The following is a 17,292-nucleotide window of genomic DNA, read 5'->3' on the forward strand; positions in this document are numbered from 1 at the left end:
TTTCCCCAAAAAATTCAGCGCGCAGTATGGCGCAGTTGGCCCTGTGGCAAAACTTCGACGACGTTCGGCACCAACAACCGCCATATTCCTCACGCTGCTGGTATGATGCGCGGCTTTTTCCGGCCCACCACAAATTCCCAGGCGCTTGCGACGGTCTGTGCTTTGCTGTTGAGGTCGATACATTCACGGCGCCGCGCGCGCCACGGGGAGCAGACATGCTGGAAAGGCTGTTTCAACTCAAGGCACACAACACCAACGTGCGTACCGAGATTCTGGCGGGCGTCACGACCTTCCTGGCCATGGCCTACATTCTGTTCGTCAACCCGAGCATCCTCGGCGAGACCGGCATGGACAAGGGCGCGGTGTTCGTCGCCACCTGTCTGGCAGCCGCCATCGGCTCGACCATCATGGGCCTGATCGCCAACTACCCGATCGCCCTCGCGCCTGGCATGGGCCTGAACGCCTTCTTCACTTACACCGTGGTCCTGCACATGGGCCACACCTGGCAAGTGGCGCTGGGCGCGGTGTTCATCTCGGCAGTGTGCTTCTTCCTGCTGTCGATCTTCCGCATCCGCGAATGGATCATCAACAGCATCCCGCTGCCCCTGCGCTCGGCGATTGCCGCCGGTATCGGCCTGTTCCTGGCGCTGATTGCCCTGCATAACGCGGGCATCGTGGTCAGCAACCCGGCGACCATGGTCGGCCTCGGTGACCTGAAAGCCCCGGCGCCGATCCTCGCCACCCTCGGCTTCGCCCTGATCGTCGCCCTCGAAGCACTGAAAGTGCGCGGCGCAGTGCTGATCGGCATTCTGGCGGTGACCATCATTTCCATCGCCATGGGCTTCACCCCGTTCGGCGGCGTGACCTCGATGCCACCTTCGCTGGCCCCGACCTTCATGCAACTGGACATCAAGGGCGCGCTGGATATCGGTCTGGTCAGCGTGATCTTCGCCTTCCTGTTCGTCGACCTGTTCGACAACTCCGGCACCCTGATCGGCGTCGCCAAGCGTGCCGGCCTGATGGGCAAGGACGGCCACATGCCGAAAATGGGTCGCGCACTGATCGCCGACAGCACCGCGGCGATGGCCGGCTCGCTGCTGGGTACTTCGACCACCACCAGCTACATCGAATCCGCGGCTGGCGTGAGCGCTGGCGGGCGTACCGGTCTGACGGCTGTAGTGGTAGCTATCCTGTTCCTGCTGGCGCTGTTCTTCTCGCCACTGGCGGCCAGCGTGCCAGCCTTCGCCACCGCACCAGCGCTGCTGTTCGTCGCCGTGCTGATGACTTCGGGCCTGGCGGAAATAGACTGGGAAGACATCACCGTCGCCGCACCGGTCGTGGTCACCGCGCTGGCCATGCCGTTCACCTACTCGATCGCCAACGGCATCGCCTTCGGTTTCATCTCCTGGACCGTGATCAAGCTGCTGTCGGGCCGCGCCCGTGAGCTGAACCCGGCGCTGGTGATTCTGTCGATTCTGTTTGTGATCAAGTTGGGTTGGTTCAACGCATGACTTTCGATTCCCAGGCCTACGCCACTCAGCTCGAAGACAAGGTCACGCGTTTGCGTGACCTGCTGGCCCCGTTCGATGCACCAGAGCCGACCGTGTTCGACTCGCCGCTGCAGAACTTCCGCCTGCGTGCGGAATTTCGCCTGTGGCGCGAGGCCGGCGAACGGCACTACGCGATGTTTTCTCAGGACGACAAACGCACGCCGATCCTCATCGAAGAGTTCCCGATTGCCAGCCTGCGCATCAACCAGTTGATGCCGCAGCTCAAGGCGGCATGGCAGGCCAGTTCGGCGCTGAGCCACAAGCTGTTCCAGGTGGAGTTCCTGACCACGTTGGCTGGCGATGCGATGATCACCCTGTGCTACCACCGTCCGCTGGACGAGCACTGGCATGCGGCCGCGTCGAAGTTGGCGGCTGATCTCAACGTCAGCGTCATCGGGCGTTCCAAGGGCAAGCGCGAAGTCATCGGCCACGATTACGTGGTGGAGAAACTCGAAGTCGGTGGTCGCACCTTCAGCTACCGCCAGCCGGAAGGCGCATTCACCCAGCCCAATGGCACGGTGAACCAGAAGATGCTGAACTGGGCATTCGAAGCGCTGGGCGATCGCAGCGATGATCTGCTGGAGCTGTACTGCGGCAACGGCAACTTCACCCTGCCGCTCGCCACCCGTGTGCGCAAAGTGCTGGCCACCGAGATCAGCAAGACCTCGGTCAACGCCGCACTGAGCAACCTCAGCGAAAACGCTGTGGATAACGTCACGCTGGTGCGCCTGTCCGCCGAAGAGCTGACCGAAGCGCTTAACGAAGTGCGCCCGTTCCGTCGCCTGCAAGGCATCGACCTGAAGAGCTACGAGTTCGGCAGCGTATTCGTCGACCCGCCGCGCGCCGGCATGGACCCGGACACCTGCGAGCTGACGCGGCGCTTCGACAATATCCTGTACATCTCCTGCAACCCGGAAACCCTGGCGGCCAACATCGCCCAACTGCACGACACGCACCGCATCACCCGCTGCGCGATGTTCGACCAGTTCCCGTGGACACATCACATGGAGTCGGGGGTGTTGCTGACCCGGCGTTGATGGCGAATGCCGGATACGAGAAAGCCGTCGTGATTGACGGCTTTTTTGTGGGTGATGTTTTGTTTTGTGCGATTAACGAACACTAAGCGCCAAGCGCAACGTTGCTCAATTGACCATGGTAACCATCTGGTACATTTTACCTCCACAGGCTGAAACCTTCGGCCCAAGCCAAAAACAATAAGTGGAGTTTGCCCCCATGCCCCCTATCGTTCTGGTGCTCAACGGCCCGAACCTGAACCTGCTCGGCACTCGTGAACCGGCGACCTACGGTCACGAAACCCTGGCTGATATTTCTGCTCTGTGCGGCCGCGCTGCCGAAGAATTCGGCCTGGCCGTGGAGTTTCGCCAGACCAATCACGAAGGCGAATTGCTCGACTGGATTCATGCGGCACGCGGCCGTTGCGCCGGGATCGTGATCAACCCGGCGGCGTGGACGCACACCTCGGTGGCGATCCGCGACGCGCTGGTGGCCAGTGAGTTGCCGGTGATCGAAGTGCACCTGTCCAACGTGCATGCGCGTGAGCCATTCCGCCACCACTCGTTTGTCTCGGCCATCGCCACGGCGGTGATGTGCGGCTTCGGCAGCCATGGCTATCGCCTGGCCCTGGAGCATTTCAGTCAGCGACTGAAGGGGCGCGCAGCATGACCCGTAAACCGGTAATACTGGCTGGCCTGATCGGTGCGGGTATTCAAGCCTCGCGCACGCCAGCACTGCATGAACACGAAGGCGATGCCCAAGGCCTGCGTTACCTCTATCGACTGATCGACCTCGATCAGTTGCAACTCGACAGCAACGCGCTGCCCGACTTGCTGCTGGCCGCCGAGCGTATGCACTACACCGGCCTGAACATCACCTTCCCGTGCAAGCAGGCGATCATCCCGTTGCTCGATGAATTGTCGCCGGAAGCCCGGGGCATCGGCGCGGTCAACACGGTGGTGCTCAAGGATGGCAAGCGCATCGGCCACAACACCGATTGCCTGGGTTTTGCCGAAGGTTTTCGTCGGGGCCTGAAGGATGCTGCGCGTGAACGTGTCGTCCAGATGGGCGCCGGCGGTGCGGGAGCGGCAGTGGCCCACGCGTTGTTGAGCGAAGGCGTACAGCAGCTGAGTATTTTCGATGTCGACCGCGAGCGCGCCGAGAGTCTGGCGAACAACCTCAACCAGCATTTCGGCGTCGGTCGCGCCGTCGCCGGGCGAGATCTGCCGGGCACGCTGAATCAGGCCGATGGTCTGGTGAATACCACGCCGATGGGCATGGCCAAACTGCCGGGGATGCCAGTGCCGGTGGAGTTGCTGCGCAAGGAATTGTGGGTGGCGGAGATCGTTTACTTCCCGCTGGAAACCGAACTGCTGCGCAACGCCCGCGCGCTGGGTTGCCGCACGCTGGACGGCGGCAACATGGCGGTGTTTCAAGCGGTGAAGGCGTTTGAATTGTTCAGCGGCGTGGTGCCGGATGCGCAGCGGATGCTTGCGCATTTTCAAAGCATGAACGGCTGAAGATAAACATCGATCCTGTGGGAGCGGGCTTGCTCGCGAAGGCTGTGTGTCAGGCGCTAGATGTATAGGCTGACACGCCGCTTTCGCGAGCAAGCCCGCTCCCACATTGGATAGGTGTCACGGCTGCAAGTAGCGCAACACCGACTCGCAGATCATCTCGCGATGACGCTGCTTGATGCTTTCGTCCGGCAAATCGATCTGAAAAATCTCCCCGAACGTATGGCGGTTCGAGACGCGGTAGAAACAGAACGAACTGATCAGCAAGTGCACATCCAGCGCGTCCAGCCCGGCGCGGAAGACACCCTCCTCGGCACCGCGACGCAAAATCTCGCCCAGTGAATCGAGGATCGTATTGTTCATCGCCTTGATCGTGTCCGAACGCTTCACGAACTCGGCGTTGTGGATATTTTCGATACAGACGATGCGCACGAAATCGACGTTGCGGTCGTGGTGATCAAAGGTGAACTCCACCAGTCGGCGGATCGCCACCACCGGCGGCAACTCGGCCAGGTGCAGGCGGTTTTCGGTGCTGCGGATGTCGCCGTAAAGTTTCTCCAGTACCTCGACGTACAACTGCTCCTTACTGCCGAAGTAGTAATAGATCATGCGTTTGGAGGTGTGGATACGCTCGGCGATCGCGTCGACGCGGGCGCCGGACAAGCCCTGCTGGACGAACTCGACGATCGCCTCCTGCAGGATGTTCTCGCGGGTTTTTTCCGGGTTGTTCTTGCGACTCTTGCGCGGCTCGATACCGGATTCGACGGGAGCGGCGGGGAGTTCTGAAGTCATTGTCATTGCGGGCTCACGGCCATCACTGCACAGGTTGGCGATTATGGGCCGCGCTGCACAGTGAAGGAAGCCACGCGGCTCGTGTTTAATCCCGCGTTTACGAAATTCCTACAACTTCGCCTGACGCACCGCACCGCTGCGTGATTTGGCCATCGCCGCCAGACGGACCGCAACGTTCGCCGCACCATAACCGGCATAGCCGTTTTTACGCTGGATGATCTCGAAGAAGAAGCGCCCCTCGAACGGCTCGGTGTACACGTGGAACAACTCGCCGCCCTGCGCGTCGCGGTCGTAGAGCACGTTGTAGTACGCCAGCTCGCTGAGGAACTCGTCGTCGAAATCGAAGCGCGCGGCGAGGTCGTCGTAATAGTTGAGCGGGATATCCAGCAACGGCACACCGGCTTCTTTGGCGCGGCTGACTTCGGCGAAGATGTCATCACAATCGAAGGCGATGTGATGCACACCGGAGCCGCGATAACTCGACAGCGCGTGGGAGATCGCGGTGTTGCGATTCTCGGAGATGTTCAGCGGTAGACGGATCGAGCTGTCGCGGCTGCGCAACGCCCGGCTTTTCACCAGACCGTACGGATCGGGCAGCACCACTTCATCGTCGGCCTCGAAATCCAGCAGGCTCTTGTAGAACAGCACCCAGCTGTCGAGGCTGTCGGCCGGCAGCGCCATGGCCATGTGATCGATGCGCTTGAGGCCGCCACGGGCCTGAGCGTTCGGCAGCAGATTGAAGTCGGTGCCATAAACGTCCGCCGCCTCATCCACCAGATAAATCAGGCTGCCGTCCGGCGCACGCACCGCTGCCAGTTCCAGTTCGTTGGGGCCGACCAGGCCGCGATAGGGCTGGCCCTTGTAGGCGACGGCGCGGGCCAGGGCGCTGGCGCTGTCCTTGACCCGCACGGCGGTGGCGCACAGCGACGGGCCGTGGGCTTCGAAGAAACTGTGGCCAAACGAATACGGTTCGGCGTTGAGGATCAGGTTGATATCGCCTTGGCGCAACAGGCTCACACTCTTGGAGCGGTGCTGCCCGGCCTTGACGAAGCCCAGGCGCTCCAGCCAGTTGCTCAGTTTGGCGCCGAGGCTTTCGTCGACGGCGAACTCGAGAAACTCGATGCCGTTGTACTCGCTGGCCGGCGGCGTTTCGAAGAGGATTTCACGGTTGGCCACTGGCGTTGCTTGCTGTTCCAGGCGCTGACGGGTTTTCTCTTCCAGATACAGCAGCGAACGCAGACCATCGGCGGCGTTGGCCCGTGGTGGCGCGGCGCGGAAGCCATCGTTGAAGATCTCCAGCGACAACGGCCCGGTGTAACCGCTCTGGATGATTGGCGCGAGGAACCCCGGCAGATCGAATTCGCCCTGCCCCGGGAAGCAACGGAAATGCCGGCTCCACTCCAGGACGTCCATGGCGAGGATCGGCGCGTCGGCCATTTGCACAAAGAAGATCTTGTCGCCAGGAATGTCGGCAATCGCGCTTGGATCACCTTTCAGCGACAAGGTGTGAAAGCTGTCGAGCAGCACGCCGAGTGCCGGGTGGTCGGCCTGGCGAACAATGTCCCAGACCTGTTGATAAGTATTGACGTGCCGGCCCCAGGCCAGCGCTTCATAGCCGATACGCAACCCGCGAGCGCCGGCACGTTCGGCCAGCAGCCGCAGATCATCGACGAGAATCTGCCGGTCGCCGACGCTGTCCGCCGAGGCGTTGCTGCAGACCAGCACCAGATCGGTGCCCAGCTCCTGCATCAGGTCGAATTTGCGCTCGGCCCGCTCCAGATTGCGCGCCAGCCGATCACGGCGGCAGCCTTCAAAATCGCGGAACGGCTGGAACAGGGTGATGGCGATCCCCAGGTCAGCGCACATCTGCCTGATTTCCCGCGGGCTGCCGTCGTAATACAGAAGATCGTTCTCGAAGATCTCGACGCCGTCGAACCCGGCGGCGGCAATGGCTTCGAGCTTTTCCGGCAGGGTGCCGCTCAGGGAAACGGTGGCAATGGAACGCTGCATGTTGCTACTCCCGGACTGCGCTGCAGTTTTTTTTACAGGGGATCATTTTTTATCGTGAGGAAATTATTGGCTGCATCGTCTTCAGCAGCAATTTAAAGTGTACCAGCCGGTTAGTTTTGCGTGCGATTATCGAACACTATGGCGTTTCGGCGAATTGACGATTTTTCGTCCACTGCCCACCATCGACTTCACATTGAGTCCGGAAATGAACCTTCGGTCGCAGTGCGTGCAAACAACACCACATAACAAATTCAAAAACGGGTGGAACAATGATTCCTTCACAGACTTCCCGCATGGCCCCGGCCATGAGCACTGCCACGGGTGGCATCGGCGACAAGATCCGCGGCGCCATGGCTGTCGGCAAGACCCGTTGGGGCATGCTGGCGCTGGTGTTTTTCGCCACGACCCTGAACTACATCGACCGCGCAGCCCTCGGCGTCATGCAGCCGATCCTCGCCAAGGAAATGAGCTGGACGGCGATGGATTACGCCAACATCAACTTCTGGTTTCAGGTCGGCTACGCGATTGGTTTCGTCCTGCAGGGACGCCTGATCGACCGGGTCGGCGTGAAACGCGTGTTCTTCTGCGCAGTGCTGCTCTGGAGCCTGGCTACCGGCGCCCACGGTCTGGCGACTTCGGCCGTCGGCTTCATGGTCTGCCGCTTCATCCTCGGCCTGACCGAAGCGGCCAACTACCCGGCCTGCGTGAAAACCACGCGCCTGTGGTTCCCCGCCGGTGAACGCGCCGTGGCCACCGGCATCTTCAACGCCGGGACCAACGTCGGCGCCATGTTCACGCCGATGCTGCTGCCGCTGATTCTGCACGTGTGGGGCTGGCAGGCGGCGTTCCTGTGCATGTCGGCACTGGGCGGGATCTGGTTGCTGTTCTGGGGCCTGAAGTACTTCAACCCGGAAGACCATCCAAGCGTTAAACAGTCCGAGCTTGAGTACATCCAGCAGGAAGTCGAACCGGAACAGGCCCGCGTACCGTTTTCACGCATCCTGCGCATGCGCGGCACCTGGGCGTTCGCCCTCGCCTATTCGCTGACCGCGCCGGTGTTCTGGTTCTACCTGTACTGGCTGCCGCCGTTTCTCAATCAGCAATACAACCTGGGTATCAACGTCACCCAGATGGGCATTCCGCTGATCATCATTTACGTCACCGCTGACTTCGGCAGCGTGGGCGGCGGGATTCTGTCTTCGTTCCTGATCGGTCGCGGCATGAACTCGATCAAAGCGCGGCTGCTGTCGATGTTCCTGTTCGCATGCTGCATCATCGGCGTGATCATGGCCGCCGGTTCGAGCAATCTGTGGGTCGCCGTCGCGGCAATCTCCCTGGCCATCGGCGCGCATCAGGCCTGGACCGCGAACATCTGGAGCCTGGTGATGGACTACACGCCCAAGCACATGATGAGCACGGTGTTCGGTTTCGGCGGTATGTGCGCAGCGATCGGCGGGATGTTCATGACCCAGATCGTCGGCCACATCCTGACCGTCACCCATAACAACTACACGGTGCTGTTCACGCTGATCCCGGCGATGTACTTCATTGCCCTGACCTGGATGTACTTCATGGCACCGCGCAAGATTCCAGACGTCACCGAATAACCTGCCTGCACCCCTCCCCCCTGTGGGAGCGGGCTTGCTCGCGAAAGCATTTAGTCAGTCACTGAAGATGTCGACTGATCCACCGCCTTCGCGAGCAAGCCCGCTCCCACAGGGTTATTTATCTCTCTCATCTGCGGCTCTGCTGCCAAGCCGCCGCCAGGCCGCTGCAGCAGATCACCGCAATGCCGATCACCGTCAACAGACTCGGCGTGTGGTTGAACACCACCCACCCCAACAACCCGGCAAACACGATCTGGCAATAACCGAACGGCGCCAGCAATGCCGGCGCGGCATGGCGGAACGCCTGGGTCAGAAACAGGTGCGCGGTCATCCCGCAGCTGCCCAGCGCCAGCATCAACACGGCGTGAGACAACGTTGGCACTTGCCAGAAGAACGGCACCAGCGCGCTCATCACCAAGGTGTTGCACAACCCGGCGAAGAAGTTGCTGGTGGTCGGGCTGTCGATTTCCGCGAGCTTGCGCGTCAGCAGTTGATAGAAGCAGAAAAACAACGCCGAGCAGAATGGCAGCAGCACCGCCGGAGTGAACAATTCACCTCCCGGATGGACGATGATCAGCACCCCGATAAAACCGCAGATCACCGCGATCCACTGCCCGCGCGTCACCCGCTCCTTGAGCAACGGCACCGACAGCGCCGTCACCAGCACCGGCGCGAGAAAGTTGACCGCCGTGGCCTCGGCCAGCGGGATATACAGCAGCGCCGTGGTGAAAAACAGACTGGTGCCGAGCAGGCACAGCGCCCGCGCCAACTGCCACAACGGCCGTTTGGTGCGCAGCACGCGCAACCCCGACTGTGGCAGGAAAATCCCCGCCATCAGCAAGGTGTGCACCAGATACCGCGCCCAGACCACCATGATGATCGGGTAGAAACCCGAGAGGTATTTCGACAGCGCATCGTGGCTGGAGAACAGGAAAGTCGCCACGACAATCAGCAAGATCCCCTTGAAGGGTTGGTTGACACCGGAGAGCGGGGTGCTGACGGTCATTGGATATCTCTGAAGGAAAAATGAACAGTGGCGGGGACGCTGGCGCTCCGCCACAAAAACTGACTTATAACTGCGCCAACAATTCCCGCGTCCTGTCGAGCGCCATCTGCGCTCGTTGCAATCCGCTGACGCCCTGCTCCAGCAGTTTTACCGTGGGGATCTCCAGGCTCAGTGGAATATTAGCTGGCAGACTGCGCAACAAACCGTGCAGGTCACAATCGCCCTCGCCGGGAAACCGCCGCTCATTGCGCGCCTGACGCAAGATCTCGGCCATGTCCGCCGGTCTCGGTCCCGCCACATCACACAATTGCGCATAACGCAGGCGCGCAGGTGCGACGTGGGCCAGATCCTCCAGCCGTGAACCGGAGCGATCGAAATGAAAGGCATCGACCAGCACCGCGGCGTTTTCCCGGTCGGCATTGGCAACGATGCGCAACGCCTGTTCGAGGTTGCACGCATCGGTCCAGGGCATGAACTCCAGATGCGGATGCAAACCGTAAGGCGCCGCCAGATCACATAGCGCGGCAAAGTTGTCGGTGAGCCGTTGCTCGTCAGGATCATTGCCGGCGACCAGTAATTCACTGGCGCCAAACTCCGCGCCGACGGCCAGCAGCTTCTCGAAATCGGCAACCACGGTGTGCGGTTTCAGACGCAGGATTTCCACATCGAGCACAGCGATGCCAGTGTCGCGCAAACGCGCCAACGTCTGACGCCGTAAGCCGCCATCGGCCACCAATGGAAAGTGATATTCCTCCGCCGTCGCCGGCTCCAGGCGCAGACCGACATGGCTGTAACCGGCACGCGCCGCCACCTCGACCATTTGCGGTGGCGACAATTCGAGTACGGTGAGACTGGCCAGAGACAGGATTCGTTCGTTCATGCTCAAGCCTCGACCGCTGCCGGGGAACAGGCACGGCCGCTGGCCGCCGCTTCACGAATCGCCTCGACCAGCGCCAGGGTTCGCGCGGCATCGGCGGCACTGACCAAGGGTTCGACCTCACGCCGCGCGACCTGCACAAAATGCTGCAGCTGCAACCGCAACGCGTCCCCTGCCTCACACTGTTCTTGCTGCGCGATCAGCGGTTCGTGCCAACCGGCATCGACTTGATCGGCAGCGTAATGCCAACGCTTGAGTTGCGGAATGCTCAGCGCCCCGGCGGTGCCCGCCAGCAGATAACACGGCTGATCGTCCTGACGCGGATAGACCGGGTTCTCCCCGGAGTTCAGCTCCCAACTCCACGGCGCGGCAACTGCATCGGAACCGCTCAGCGTGCCCAGTGCACCGCCGGCAAATTGCAATAACACCGCGACACTGTCTTCGTTGGCAAAACCCCGCACCGCGTTGTCGGTGACGGCCTGCACCGATTGCACTTCACCGCACAGATGACGCAGCAGATCGAGGTCGTGAATCAGATTGGTCAGCAACAGGCCCGCCCCCGGTTCACGGCGCCACGGGATCTCGAAATAACGGTCGGGTTTGCGTAACTGGAACAGTGCGGTAACCGTGGTCAGCCGCCCGAGCGCGCCGCTGCGCAACAACTCATGGGCGCGCACGATCAGCGGATTGTGCCGCCGATGATGGCCGACCAGCACCGGCACGCCACAGCGTTTGACCGCCGCCACCAGCTCACGCACCTCATCCAGGTGCACGCCGACCGGTTTCTCCAGCAACACCGGAACCCCGGCGGCGAGGCAATCCAGCGCCGTGCTGACGTGCTGATTATTCGGATTGGCCACGATCACCGCATCGGGCCGTACCTGCTCCAGCATCTGCCGGTGATCGGCGAAATACGCCACGCCCCACTGCGCCGCCAGCGCGGGAGCCTGCGGACCGGGATCGGCCACTGCGCACAACCGGGCTTCTTCTAGGGTTTGCAGGTGCTGGTAATGCTGCTGGCCCATGTTGCCAGCGCCAATCAGGGCGATACGAAGGGGCGAAGTCAAGGGGCGATCCTCTTGTGATTGTTGTTGGAAATGTCACTCCAGCAACAATTTAGAACCGCGTTCCACAATCAAACACCCAGTGATGGGAAAACCGTGCGGACACCGCACAACTTCGTACTTGATGCTCAACCTGTAGAGCTGCCGAAGGCTGCGATCTTTTGACTTTGATTTTCAAGATCAAAAGATCGCAGCCTGCGGCAGCTCCTACAGGGATCGGTGCGAGTCAGACGAACAATTCGGACGCCAGGCTCGCCGCCGACAATTCCTCCGTGAACTTCATCAGCAGCGGCGCCAATTCATGCAGCCGCGCGACGGGCATCCGTGCGCTCGGCCCGGCAATGCTCAGTACGCCGATTACTCGCCCGTCAACCGGATGCTTGACCACCGCGGCAATCGCCGAGGTGCCCACCGCCGAACTTTCCTCGACACAGGCATAACCCTGTTCCCGCGCCAGGCGCAGGCGCTCCAGCAGTTCGATATTGGAGCGCGGCGCATTCGGCCCGACGCCCACCGGTACTTCCGCGCCCTGGCGCTCGACCAGCGACAACGCCTCGGCATCGCTCATGCACGCCAGCCACGCGTGCCCGGAAGCGGTGTAGAACAGCGGCGCATCGCGACCCATATCCGGGTCATAACGCAGGCCCGTCCGTGCGCCCTGCGCCTTGGCGATCCAGGTCTGGCGCTCGCCATCAATCACCCCCAGACGCACCAGTTCGCCGGTTTCCTGCGCCAGTCGATCCAGCACCGGCTGCACGATGTCAGCACCGCTGCTCGACAGGTACTGAAACCCCATCGCCACCAGTTTGGTCGACAGGTGATAGCGCAGAGTGTCGGCATTCTGCCGCACGTAGCCCAGCCGAATCAGCTCCGCGAGCATCCGGTGCGTGGCACTTTTCGGGATGTCCAGTTGCTCGGCCAGGGTCTGCATCGGCAGCCCGCGCGGCTCACTGGTGAGGCTTTCCAGCACGCTGAAAACCCGTTCGATCTGACTGCCGGCCATGGGAAGGTCCAAGTGAAATTTTGCCGATTCTAGAAGACATCCGAGACAAAGCGAAATCCGGAACTGACTGTGCGATAACCGCCCACTTTACTGAACCATGCCTTGTTGCAGCTGCACATCATTGGTTAATTTCCGGAACCTGATTCCAATAAAACCCAGCTGCGGAGCTTTGCCTGATGCCTGCCGAACTTCCCGAAATCGACTGTGACGTTCTGGTCGTCGGCTCCGGTGCCGCCGGTTTATCCACAGCGGTCACTGCCGCATGGCACGGCCTGAAGGTCATCGTGGTTGAAAAAGATCCGGTGTTCGGCGGTGCCACCGCGTGGTCCGGCGGCTGGGCATGGGTGCCGTGCAATCCGCTGGCCCGACGCGCCGGCATTATCGAAGACGTCGAGCAGCCGCGCACGTACCTGCGCCATGAACTCGGCGAGCATTACGACCCGGCAATGGTCGACGCTTTCCTCACCGCCGGGCCGCACATGGTCGCGTTCTTCGAACAGCACACCGCTCTGCAATTTGCCGACGGCAACGCCATTGCCGACATTCATGGCGATACGCCCGGCGCGGGCACGGGCGGTCGCTCGGTGATCGCGGCGCCTTACGACGGACGAACAGTCGGACGCCTGCTCAGGCGCCTGCGTACAACAATGCGCGAAACGTCCTTCATGGGCATGCCGATCATGGCCGGCGCCGACCTTTCGGCGTTCCTCAATCTCACCCGTTCGCTGAAAGCCGCGTGGCATGTAACCCGTCGTTTTACCCGACACTTGCTCGATCTGGCGGTACACGGCCGGGCCATGCAATTGGTCAACGGGGTGGCATTGGTCGCAAGGCTGGCGAAGTCCGCCGAGGACCTTGGCGTTTTGTTATGGGAGTCGGCACCCGTGACCGAGCTGCTGCGTGATGAAGCAGGGGTTTGCGGCGCAGTGGTCAGCAGCGCCAAAGGCCCGATCCGCATTCATGCACGTAAAGCCGTGGTGCTGGCCGCCGGCGGATTCGCCAACGACGTCGAACGGCGCAAGGCCTTGTTTCCGCGCACGCCCACGGGTCATGAACACTGGGCACTGCCGCCGCTGGCGGTGAATGGCGATGGCCTGCGTCTGGGCGAAAGCGTCGGTGCCACGGTCAATACCGAGCTGGCGTCGCCCGTGGCCTGGGCGCCGGTCTCGCAAGTGCCGCATGCTGACGGCAGCATCGGCCATTTCCCACACATCATCGAACGCGGCAAACCGGGAATCATCGGCGTACTGCGCAACGGCCAGCGCTTCGTCAACGAGGCCAACGGTTACTACGACTACGTCAGCGCCATGGTTGCCGCCACGCCTGAAGGCGAAGAAGTCGCCTCGTGGCTGATCTGCAGCCGTGCCTTTCAACGGTGTTATGGCTTGGGCATGTCGCGGCCATTTCCCCTGCCGGTGTCAGGATTTATCCGCAGCGGCTATCTGAAAACCGGCAACACCCTTGAAGAATTGGCCAGCGCCTGCGGCATCGACCCCAGCGGGTTGCGCCAGACGGTGGAGGACTACAACCGCCATGCACGCCACGGCGAGGACCCGTCGTTCGGTCGCGGCGCAACGCCCTATAACCGCAAACAGGGCGATCCGGCGAACCTTCCCAACCCTTGCGTTGCCCCAATAGAGACAGGCCCCTTCTATGCCGTGAAAATCCAACCGGGCTGCTTCGGCACCTTTGCCGGGCTCAAGGTCAACCCGCAGGCGCAAGTGCTCGATGCCCATGCCCAGCCCATCGCCGGGCTCTACGCCGCCGGTGGCGACATGGCCAGCATCATGGGCGGGCACTATCCGGCAGGCGGGATCAACCTCGGCCCGGCGCTGACTTTCGGCTACATCGCCGCTCGGCATATCGCCGGCATCACTGCTTTCGAACAGGAGATCGACCATGCAGCACATCGTTAACGCCCAGGGTTTGAACATGCCGAAACTCGGCCTCGGCACCTGGCCGATGCTCGGCGACGAATGCACCCGTGCCGTCGAGCAGGCCCTGGAACTCGGCTACCGGCACATCGACACGGCAGCGGCCTACAACAACGAAGACGCGGTCGGACAAGCATTGGCGAATACACCGACACCCCGCGAGCAGATTCATGTCACCACCAAGGTCTGGTGGGATCAGTTGCAACCCGACGCCATGCGCCACTCGATGGAACGAAGCCTCAAGGCCTTGCGCAGCGAGTACGTCGACCTGTTCATGATCCATTGGCCGAGCACTGACTGGGACTTGCCGCGCACGCTTGAAACCCTCGCATCCTTCAAGGAGCAAGGTCTGGCTCGCAACATCGGCGTGGCGAATTTTCCGCTGCCGCTGCTGCGCACAGTCGTCGAGGAATACGGCATCCCTCTGTCAGCGATCCAGCTCGAGTACCACGTCCTGCTCGGCCAGAACGCCCTGCTCGACTATGCCCGCCAACACGATCTGGCACTGACGGCCTACACGCCATTGGCGCGTAACAAGGTCTCGGAGATTCCACAGATTCAGCAGATTGCCGAAAAACACGGTGTGCTGCCGACTCAGGTGGCATTGAAATGGCTGCTGGATCAGCCCAACGTCGCGGCGATTCCCAAAGCCAGCAGCCGGGCCAATCAACTGGCGAACCTGGCTTCGCTGCAGGTTGAGCTGGACGCTGAAGACCGCGCACTGATCGCCGCACTGCCGAAAAACCAGCGTCAGGTCAGCCCGGATTTCGCCCCGGTGTGGGATGCCTTTGATCGCTGACTTACAGTCCGAAAGGAGAAATCCGCCAACGGATTGAATTAGTCGCCCACGCGCTCGTCAATAACAGGCCCGCCCTCTCGACCCGAGGCCGGGCCTGTTTGCGTGTACGCCAATAGACGGACGACCGGACTGGCGCCACACTCTCACACCAGCAACACTCATCACCACGTACAGAAAGAGGATTACCACATGCTATGGAAAAAAGGCCGACGCAGTGACAACGTCGTCGATGCCCGTGGCGATGATAGCGGCGGCGGTGGTGGCATGCGGTTCGGTGGCGGCAAAGGCCTGAGCCTGGGGGCGATCCTGCTGATCGTCGGCATCGGCTGGATCACCGGACAGGATCCGTTGCAGATCCTCGGCCAGCTCACTGGGCAAATGACCGAGCAATCGGCACCGGCCTCGACGCAAACCCGCCAGGCGCCACCGGCCAACGACCAGCAAGCCGAATTCGTGCGTTCGATCCTTGGTGATACCGAAGACACCTGGGGCGCCATCTTCCAGCAGGCCGGGCGCCAATATAAGGACCCGACCCTGGTGCTGTTCAGCAACCGGGTGAATTCCGCTTGCGGGCTGGCGACTTCGGCGACCGGCCCGTTCTACTGCCCGGCGGATCAGAAAGTCTATCTGGACATGGCCTTCTTCCAGGAAATGGCCCAGCGCTTCAAGGCCGCCGGTGACTTCGCCCAGGCCTACGTGATCGCGCACGAAGTCGGCCACCATGTGCAGACGCTGCTCGGCGTCTCGGCAAAAATTCAGACGGCCCGTCAGCAGGGCCGGCAGATGCAGGGCGACGGCGGTTTGCTGGTGCGTCAGGAATTGCAGGCCGACTGCCTGGCCGGCGTCTGGGCCTACAACGCGCAGAAGCGTTTGAACTGGCTGGAGCCGGGCGATATCGAAGAGGCCTTGAATGCGGCCAACGCCATCGGTGATGATCGCCTGCAACAACAGGGTCAGGGCCGTGTGGTGCCGGACTCGTTTACCCATGGCACGTCGGCGCAAAGGGTGCGCTGGTTCAAAACCGGTTTCGCCCAGGGCCAAGTCGGCCAGTGCGATACCTTCGCGGCGAAAAACCTGTAAATGCGCAAATGGCTTCTGGCTTTACTGATCATCGGCGGTAACGCGCACGCGGCGGGCGTCGATGCCATCAGCCCCGGGCGCCTGCAATTCGAGGCCGGCGAAATGGCCGTCGGCATCAGCCCGGCACCGGAAAAAATCGAGCGGGTGCTGATCGTCATTCACGGTCGGCTGCGCAATGCCGAGACCTATCGCAAGAGTGCCGAGCGCGCCACCGAACTGGCCGGGCAAACCGCGCACACACTGGTGATCGCGCCGCAGTTTCTCAACGAAAGCGACGTCGCGCTGTACTCCCTGCCCAACACATTGCTGCGCTGGAAAGGCAACGAGTGGATGGGCGGCGGGTTATCCACAGGACCGAAGCCGCTGAGTTCCTACGCGGCACTTGACGCCATCGTTGCCCGGGTCAGCGACCGCAAGCAGTTTCCGGATGTGCAGCAGATCGTGATTTTCGGCCATTCCGGCGGCGGGCAAGTGGTGCAGCGCTACGCCCTGCTGGCCAAGGAGCAACCGGCGCTGAAGGCCAACGGCATTCGCCTGCGCTATGTGGTGGCCAATCCGTCGTCGTACGCGTATTTCAACGAACAGCGGCCGATGGCGTTCGATCACGCACAGTGCCCGGGTTTCAATCGCTGGAAGTACGGGTTGACCGACATGCCGGTGTACGCCGGTGGGCAAACGCCGATGCAGCTTGAGAGCAGCTACATCAAACGCGAGGTGATTTATCTGCTGGGGCAGCAGGACATAGACCCGCAACATCCGGCGCTGGACAAGAGTTGCGCCGCCGAGGCACAAGGCGCGTATCGGCTGGAACGCGGCAAGCTGTTTTTCGGCTACCTGCTGCGCCGGCATCCGGAAGGGGTCAATCAGCGGCTGGTTGAAGTGCCCGGGGTCGGGCATAACGGCGATGGGATGTTGACGTCGCCGGAGGGGCTGAAAGCGCTGTTTGATTAATGACTTGTGGTGACTGTTGAGGCGCCATCGCGAGCAGGCTCACTCCTACAGGGGAAACGCATTCCAATTGTAGGAGTGAGCCTGCTCG

General features: G+C 61.7%; 15 protein-coding genes. 9 read left to right on the top strand and 6 right to left on the bottom strand.

All coding sequences use genetic code 11. The annotated features are described in order from the left end of the window. The first annotated feature begins 215 nt into the window (after nt 1-215). The 4 genes from E4T63_RS24195 (at nt 216) to E4T63_RS24210 (ending at nt 4,084) form a co-directional block, all read left to right on the top strand. Complete coding sequence (locus E4T63_RS24195) at nt 216-1,511, top strand: NCS2 family permease (RefSeq protein ID WP_003228434.1); 1,296 nt, start codon at nt 216-218, stop codon at nt 1,509-1,511. Next, nucleotides 1,508-2,587 carry a tRNA (uridine(54)-C5)-methyltransferase TrmA gene (gene trmA, locus E4T63_RS24200; protein ID WP_098965728.1) on the top strand — a complete coding sequence of 360 codons (1,080 nt, stop codon included), beginning with the start codon at nt 1,508-1,510 and terminating at the stop codon, nt 2,585-2,587. Before E4T63_RS24195 ends, trmA begins: the two co-directional genes overlap by 4 nt. Before the next feature lie 196 nt (nt 2,588-2,783). After that, complete coding sequence (aroQ, locus tag E4T63_RS24205; RefSeq protein WP_025108744.1) at nt 2,784-3,233, top strand: type II 3-dehydroquinate dehydratase; 450 nt, start codon at nt 2,784-2,786, stop codon at nt 3,231-3,233. Further along, nucleotides 3,230-4,084 carry a shikimate dehydrogenase gene (locus tag E4T63_RS24210; protein WP_135296612.1) on the top strand — a complete coding sequence of 285 codons (855 nt, stop codon included), beginning with the start codon at nt 3,230-3,232 and terminating at the stop codon, nt 4,082-4,084. Before aroQ ends, E4T63_RS24210 begins: the two co-directional genes overlap by 4 nt. Before the next feature lie 117 nt (nt 4,085-4,201). Here E4T63_RS24210 and E4T63_RS24215 read toward each other — a convergent pair whose 3' ends face one another. Beyond that, nucleotides 4,202-4,879 (bottom strand): TetR family transcriptional regulator, encoded by a 678-nt coding sequence (locus tag E4T63_RS24215; RefSeq protein ID WP_027612854.1) that lies wholly within the window; start codon nt 4,877-4,879, stop codon nt 4,202-4,204. 102 nt (nt 4,880-4,981) lie between these two features. Continuing rightward, nucleotides 4,982-6,883, bottom strand: coding sequence for a 3-dehydroshikimate dehydratase QuiC (gene quiC, locus E4T63_RS24220; RefSeq protein WP_098965733.1), 1,902 nt, complete (start codon nt 6,881-6,883; stop codon nt 4,982-4,984). A 269-nt stretch (nt 6,884-7,152) separates the two neighbouring features. On the opposite strand from quiC, the gene E4T63_RS24225 reads away from it, so the two are divergent. After that, nucleotides 7,153-8,490, top strand: coding sequence for an MFS transporter (locus E4T63_RS24225; protein ID WP_123588933.1), 1,338 nt, complete (start codon nt 7,153-7,155; stop codon nt 8,488-8,490). Nucleotides 8,491-8,617: 127 nt separating this feature from the next. Here the strand turns inward: E4T63_RS24225 and E4T63_RS24230 are convergent, their stop codons facing one another. From E4T63_RS24230 to E4T63_RS24245, 4 genes are all read right to left on the bottom strand, one after another. Beyond that, nucleotides 8,618-9,496 (bottom strand): DMT family transporter, encoded by an 879-nt coding sequence (locus E4T63_RS24230; RefSeq protein WP_134787382.1) that lies wholly within the window; start codon nt 9,494-9,496, stop codon nt 8,618-8,620. A gap of 64 nt (nt 9,497-9,560) precedes the next feature. After that, complete coding sequence (locus E4T63_RS24235) at nt 9,561-10,376, bottom strand: sugar phosphate isomerase/epimerase family protein (RefSeq protein ID WP_135296613.1); 816 nt, start codon at nt 10,374-10,376, stop codon at nt 9,561-9,563. Nucleotides 10,377-10,378: 2 nt separating this feature from the next. Then, a complete protein-coding gene (locus E4T63_RS24240; protein WP_135296614.1) occupies nt 10,379-11,440 on the bottom strand; it encodes a Gfo/Idh/MocA family protein in 1,062 nt (353 codons plus the stop codon). Nucleotides 11,441-11,663: 223 nt separating this feature from the next. After that, nucleotides 11,664-12,440: an IclR family transcriptional regulator gene (locus tag E4T63_RS24245; RefSeq protein WP_135296615.1), complete on the bottom strand. Its 777-nt coding sequence runs from the start codon at nt 12,438-12,440 to the stop codon at nt 11,664-11,666. A gap of 176 nt (nt 12,441-12,616) precedes the next feature. Between E4T63_RS24245 and E4T63_RS24250 the strand changes: the two genes are divergently transcribed. From E4T63_RS24250 to E4T63_RS24265, 4 genes are all read left to right on the top strand, one after another. Further along, nucleotides 12,617-14,356 carry an FAD-dependent oxidoreductase gene (locus E4T63_RS24250; protein WP_135296616.1) on the top strand — a complete coding sequence of 580 codons (1,740 nt, stop codon included), beginning with the start codon at nt 12,617-12,619 and terminating at the stop codon, nt 14,354-14,356. Continuing rightward, nucleotides 14,340-15,173, top strand: a complete 834-nt coding sequence (locus tag E4T63_RS24255; protein WP_135296617.1) for an aldo/keto reductase — start codon at nt 14,340-14,342, stop codon at nt 15,171-15,173. Before E4T63_RS24250 ends, E4T63_RS24255 begins: the two co-directional genes overlap by 17 nt. 189 nt (nt 15,174-15,362) lie before the next feature. Further along, nucleotides 15,363-16,253 carry a KPN_02809 family neutral zinc metallopeptidase gene (ypfJ, locus tag E4T63_RS24260; protein ID WP_135296618.1) on the top strand — a complete coding sequence of 297 codons (891 nt, stop codon included), beginning with the start codon at nt 15,363-15,365 and terminating at the stop codon, nt 16,251-16,253. Beyond that, complete coding sequence (locus E4T63_RS24265; RefSeq protein ID WP_135296619.1) at nt 16,254-17,204, top strand: alpha/beta fold hydrolase; 951 nt, start codon at nt 16,254-16,256, stop codon at nt 17,202-17,204. Nucleotides 17,205-17,292: the final 88 nt, after the last annotated feature.

The organism is Pseudomonas fluorescens (assembly GCF_004683905.1).
Taxonomy (GTDB): Bacteria; Pseudomonadota; Gammaproteobacteria; order Pseudomonadales; family Pseudomonadaceae; genus Aquipseudomonas; species Aquipseudomonas putida_A.

What these genes read in the sequence shown, in the direction of transcription:
- trmA (WP_098965728.1), top strand. Translation starts at nt 1,508, where the DNA reads ATGACTTTCGATTCCCAGGCCTACGCCACTCAGCTCGAAGACAAGGTC.
- E4T63_RS24210 (WP_135296612.1), top strand. Translation starts at nt 3,230, where the DNA reads ATGACCCGTAAACCGGTAATACTGGCTGGCCTGATCGGTGCGGGTATT.
- E4T63_RS24255 (WP_135296617.1), top strand. Translation starts at nt 14,340, where the DNA reads ATGCAGCACATCGTTAACGCCCAGGGTTTGAACATGCCGAAACTCGGC.
- E4T63_RS24265 (WP_135296619.1), top strand. Translation starts at nt 16,254, where the DNA reads ATGCGCAAATGGCTTCTGGCTTTACTGATCATCGGCGGTAACGCGCAC.
- E4T63_RS24250 (WP_135296616.1), top strand. Translation starts at nt 12,617, where the DNA reads ATGCCTGCCGAACTTCCCGAAATCGACTGTGACGTTCTGGTCGTCGGC.
- E4T63_RS24215 (WP_027612854.1), bottom strand. Translation starts at nt 4,879, where the DNA reads ATGACAATGACTTCAGAACTCCCCGCCGCTCCCGTCGAATCCGGTATC.
- E4T63_RS24225 (WP_123588933.1), top strand. Translation starts at nt 7,153, where the DNA reads ATGATTCCTTCACAGACTTCCCGCATGGCCCCGGCCATGAGCACTGCC.
- quiC (WP_098965733.1), bottom strand. Translation starts at nt 6,883, where the DNA reads ATGCAGCGTTCCATTGCCACCGTTTCCCTGAGCGGCACCCTGCCGGAA.
- ypfJ (WP_135296618.1), top strand. Translation starts at nt 15,363, where the DNA reads ATGCTATGGAAAAAAGGCCGACGCAGTGACAACGTCGTCGATGCCCGT.
- E4T63_RS24235 (WP_135296613.1), bottom strand. Translation starts at nt 10,376, where the DNA reads ATGAACGAACGAATCCTGTCTCTGGCCAGTCTCACCGTACTCGAATTG.
- aroQ (WP_025108744.1), top strand. Translation starts at nt 2,784, where the DNA reads ATGCCCCCTATCGTTCTGGTGCTCAACGGCCCGAACCTGAACCTGCTC.
- E4T63_RS24230 (WP_134787382.1), bottom strand. Translation starts at nt 9,496, where the DNA reads ATGACCGTCAGCACCCCGCTCTCCGGTGTCAACCAACCCTTCAAGGGG.
- E4T63_RS24245 (WP_135296615.1), bottom strand. Translation starts at nt 12,440, where the DNA reads ATGGCCGGCAGTCAGATCGAACGGGTTTTCAGCGTGCTGGAAAGCCTC.
- E4T63_RS24195 (WP_003228434.1), top strand. Translation starts at nt 216, where the DNA reads ATGCTGGAAAGGCTGTTTCAACTCAAGGCACACAACACCAACGTGCGT.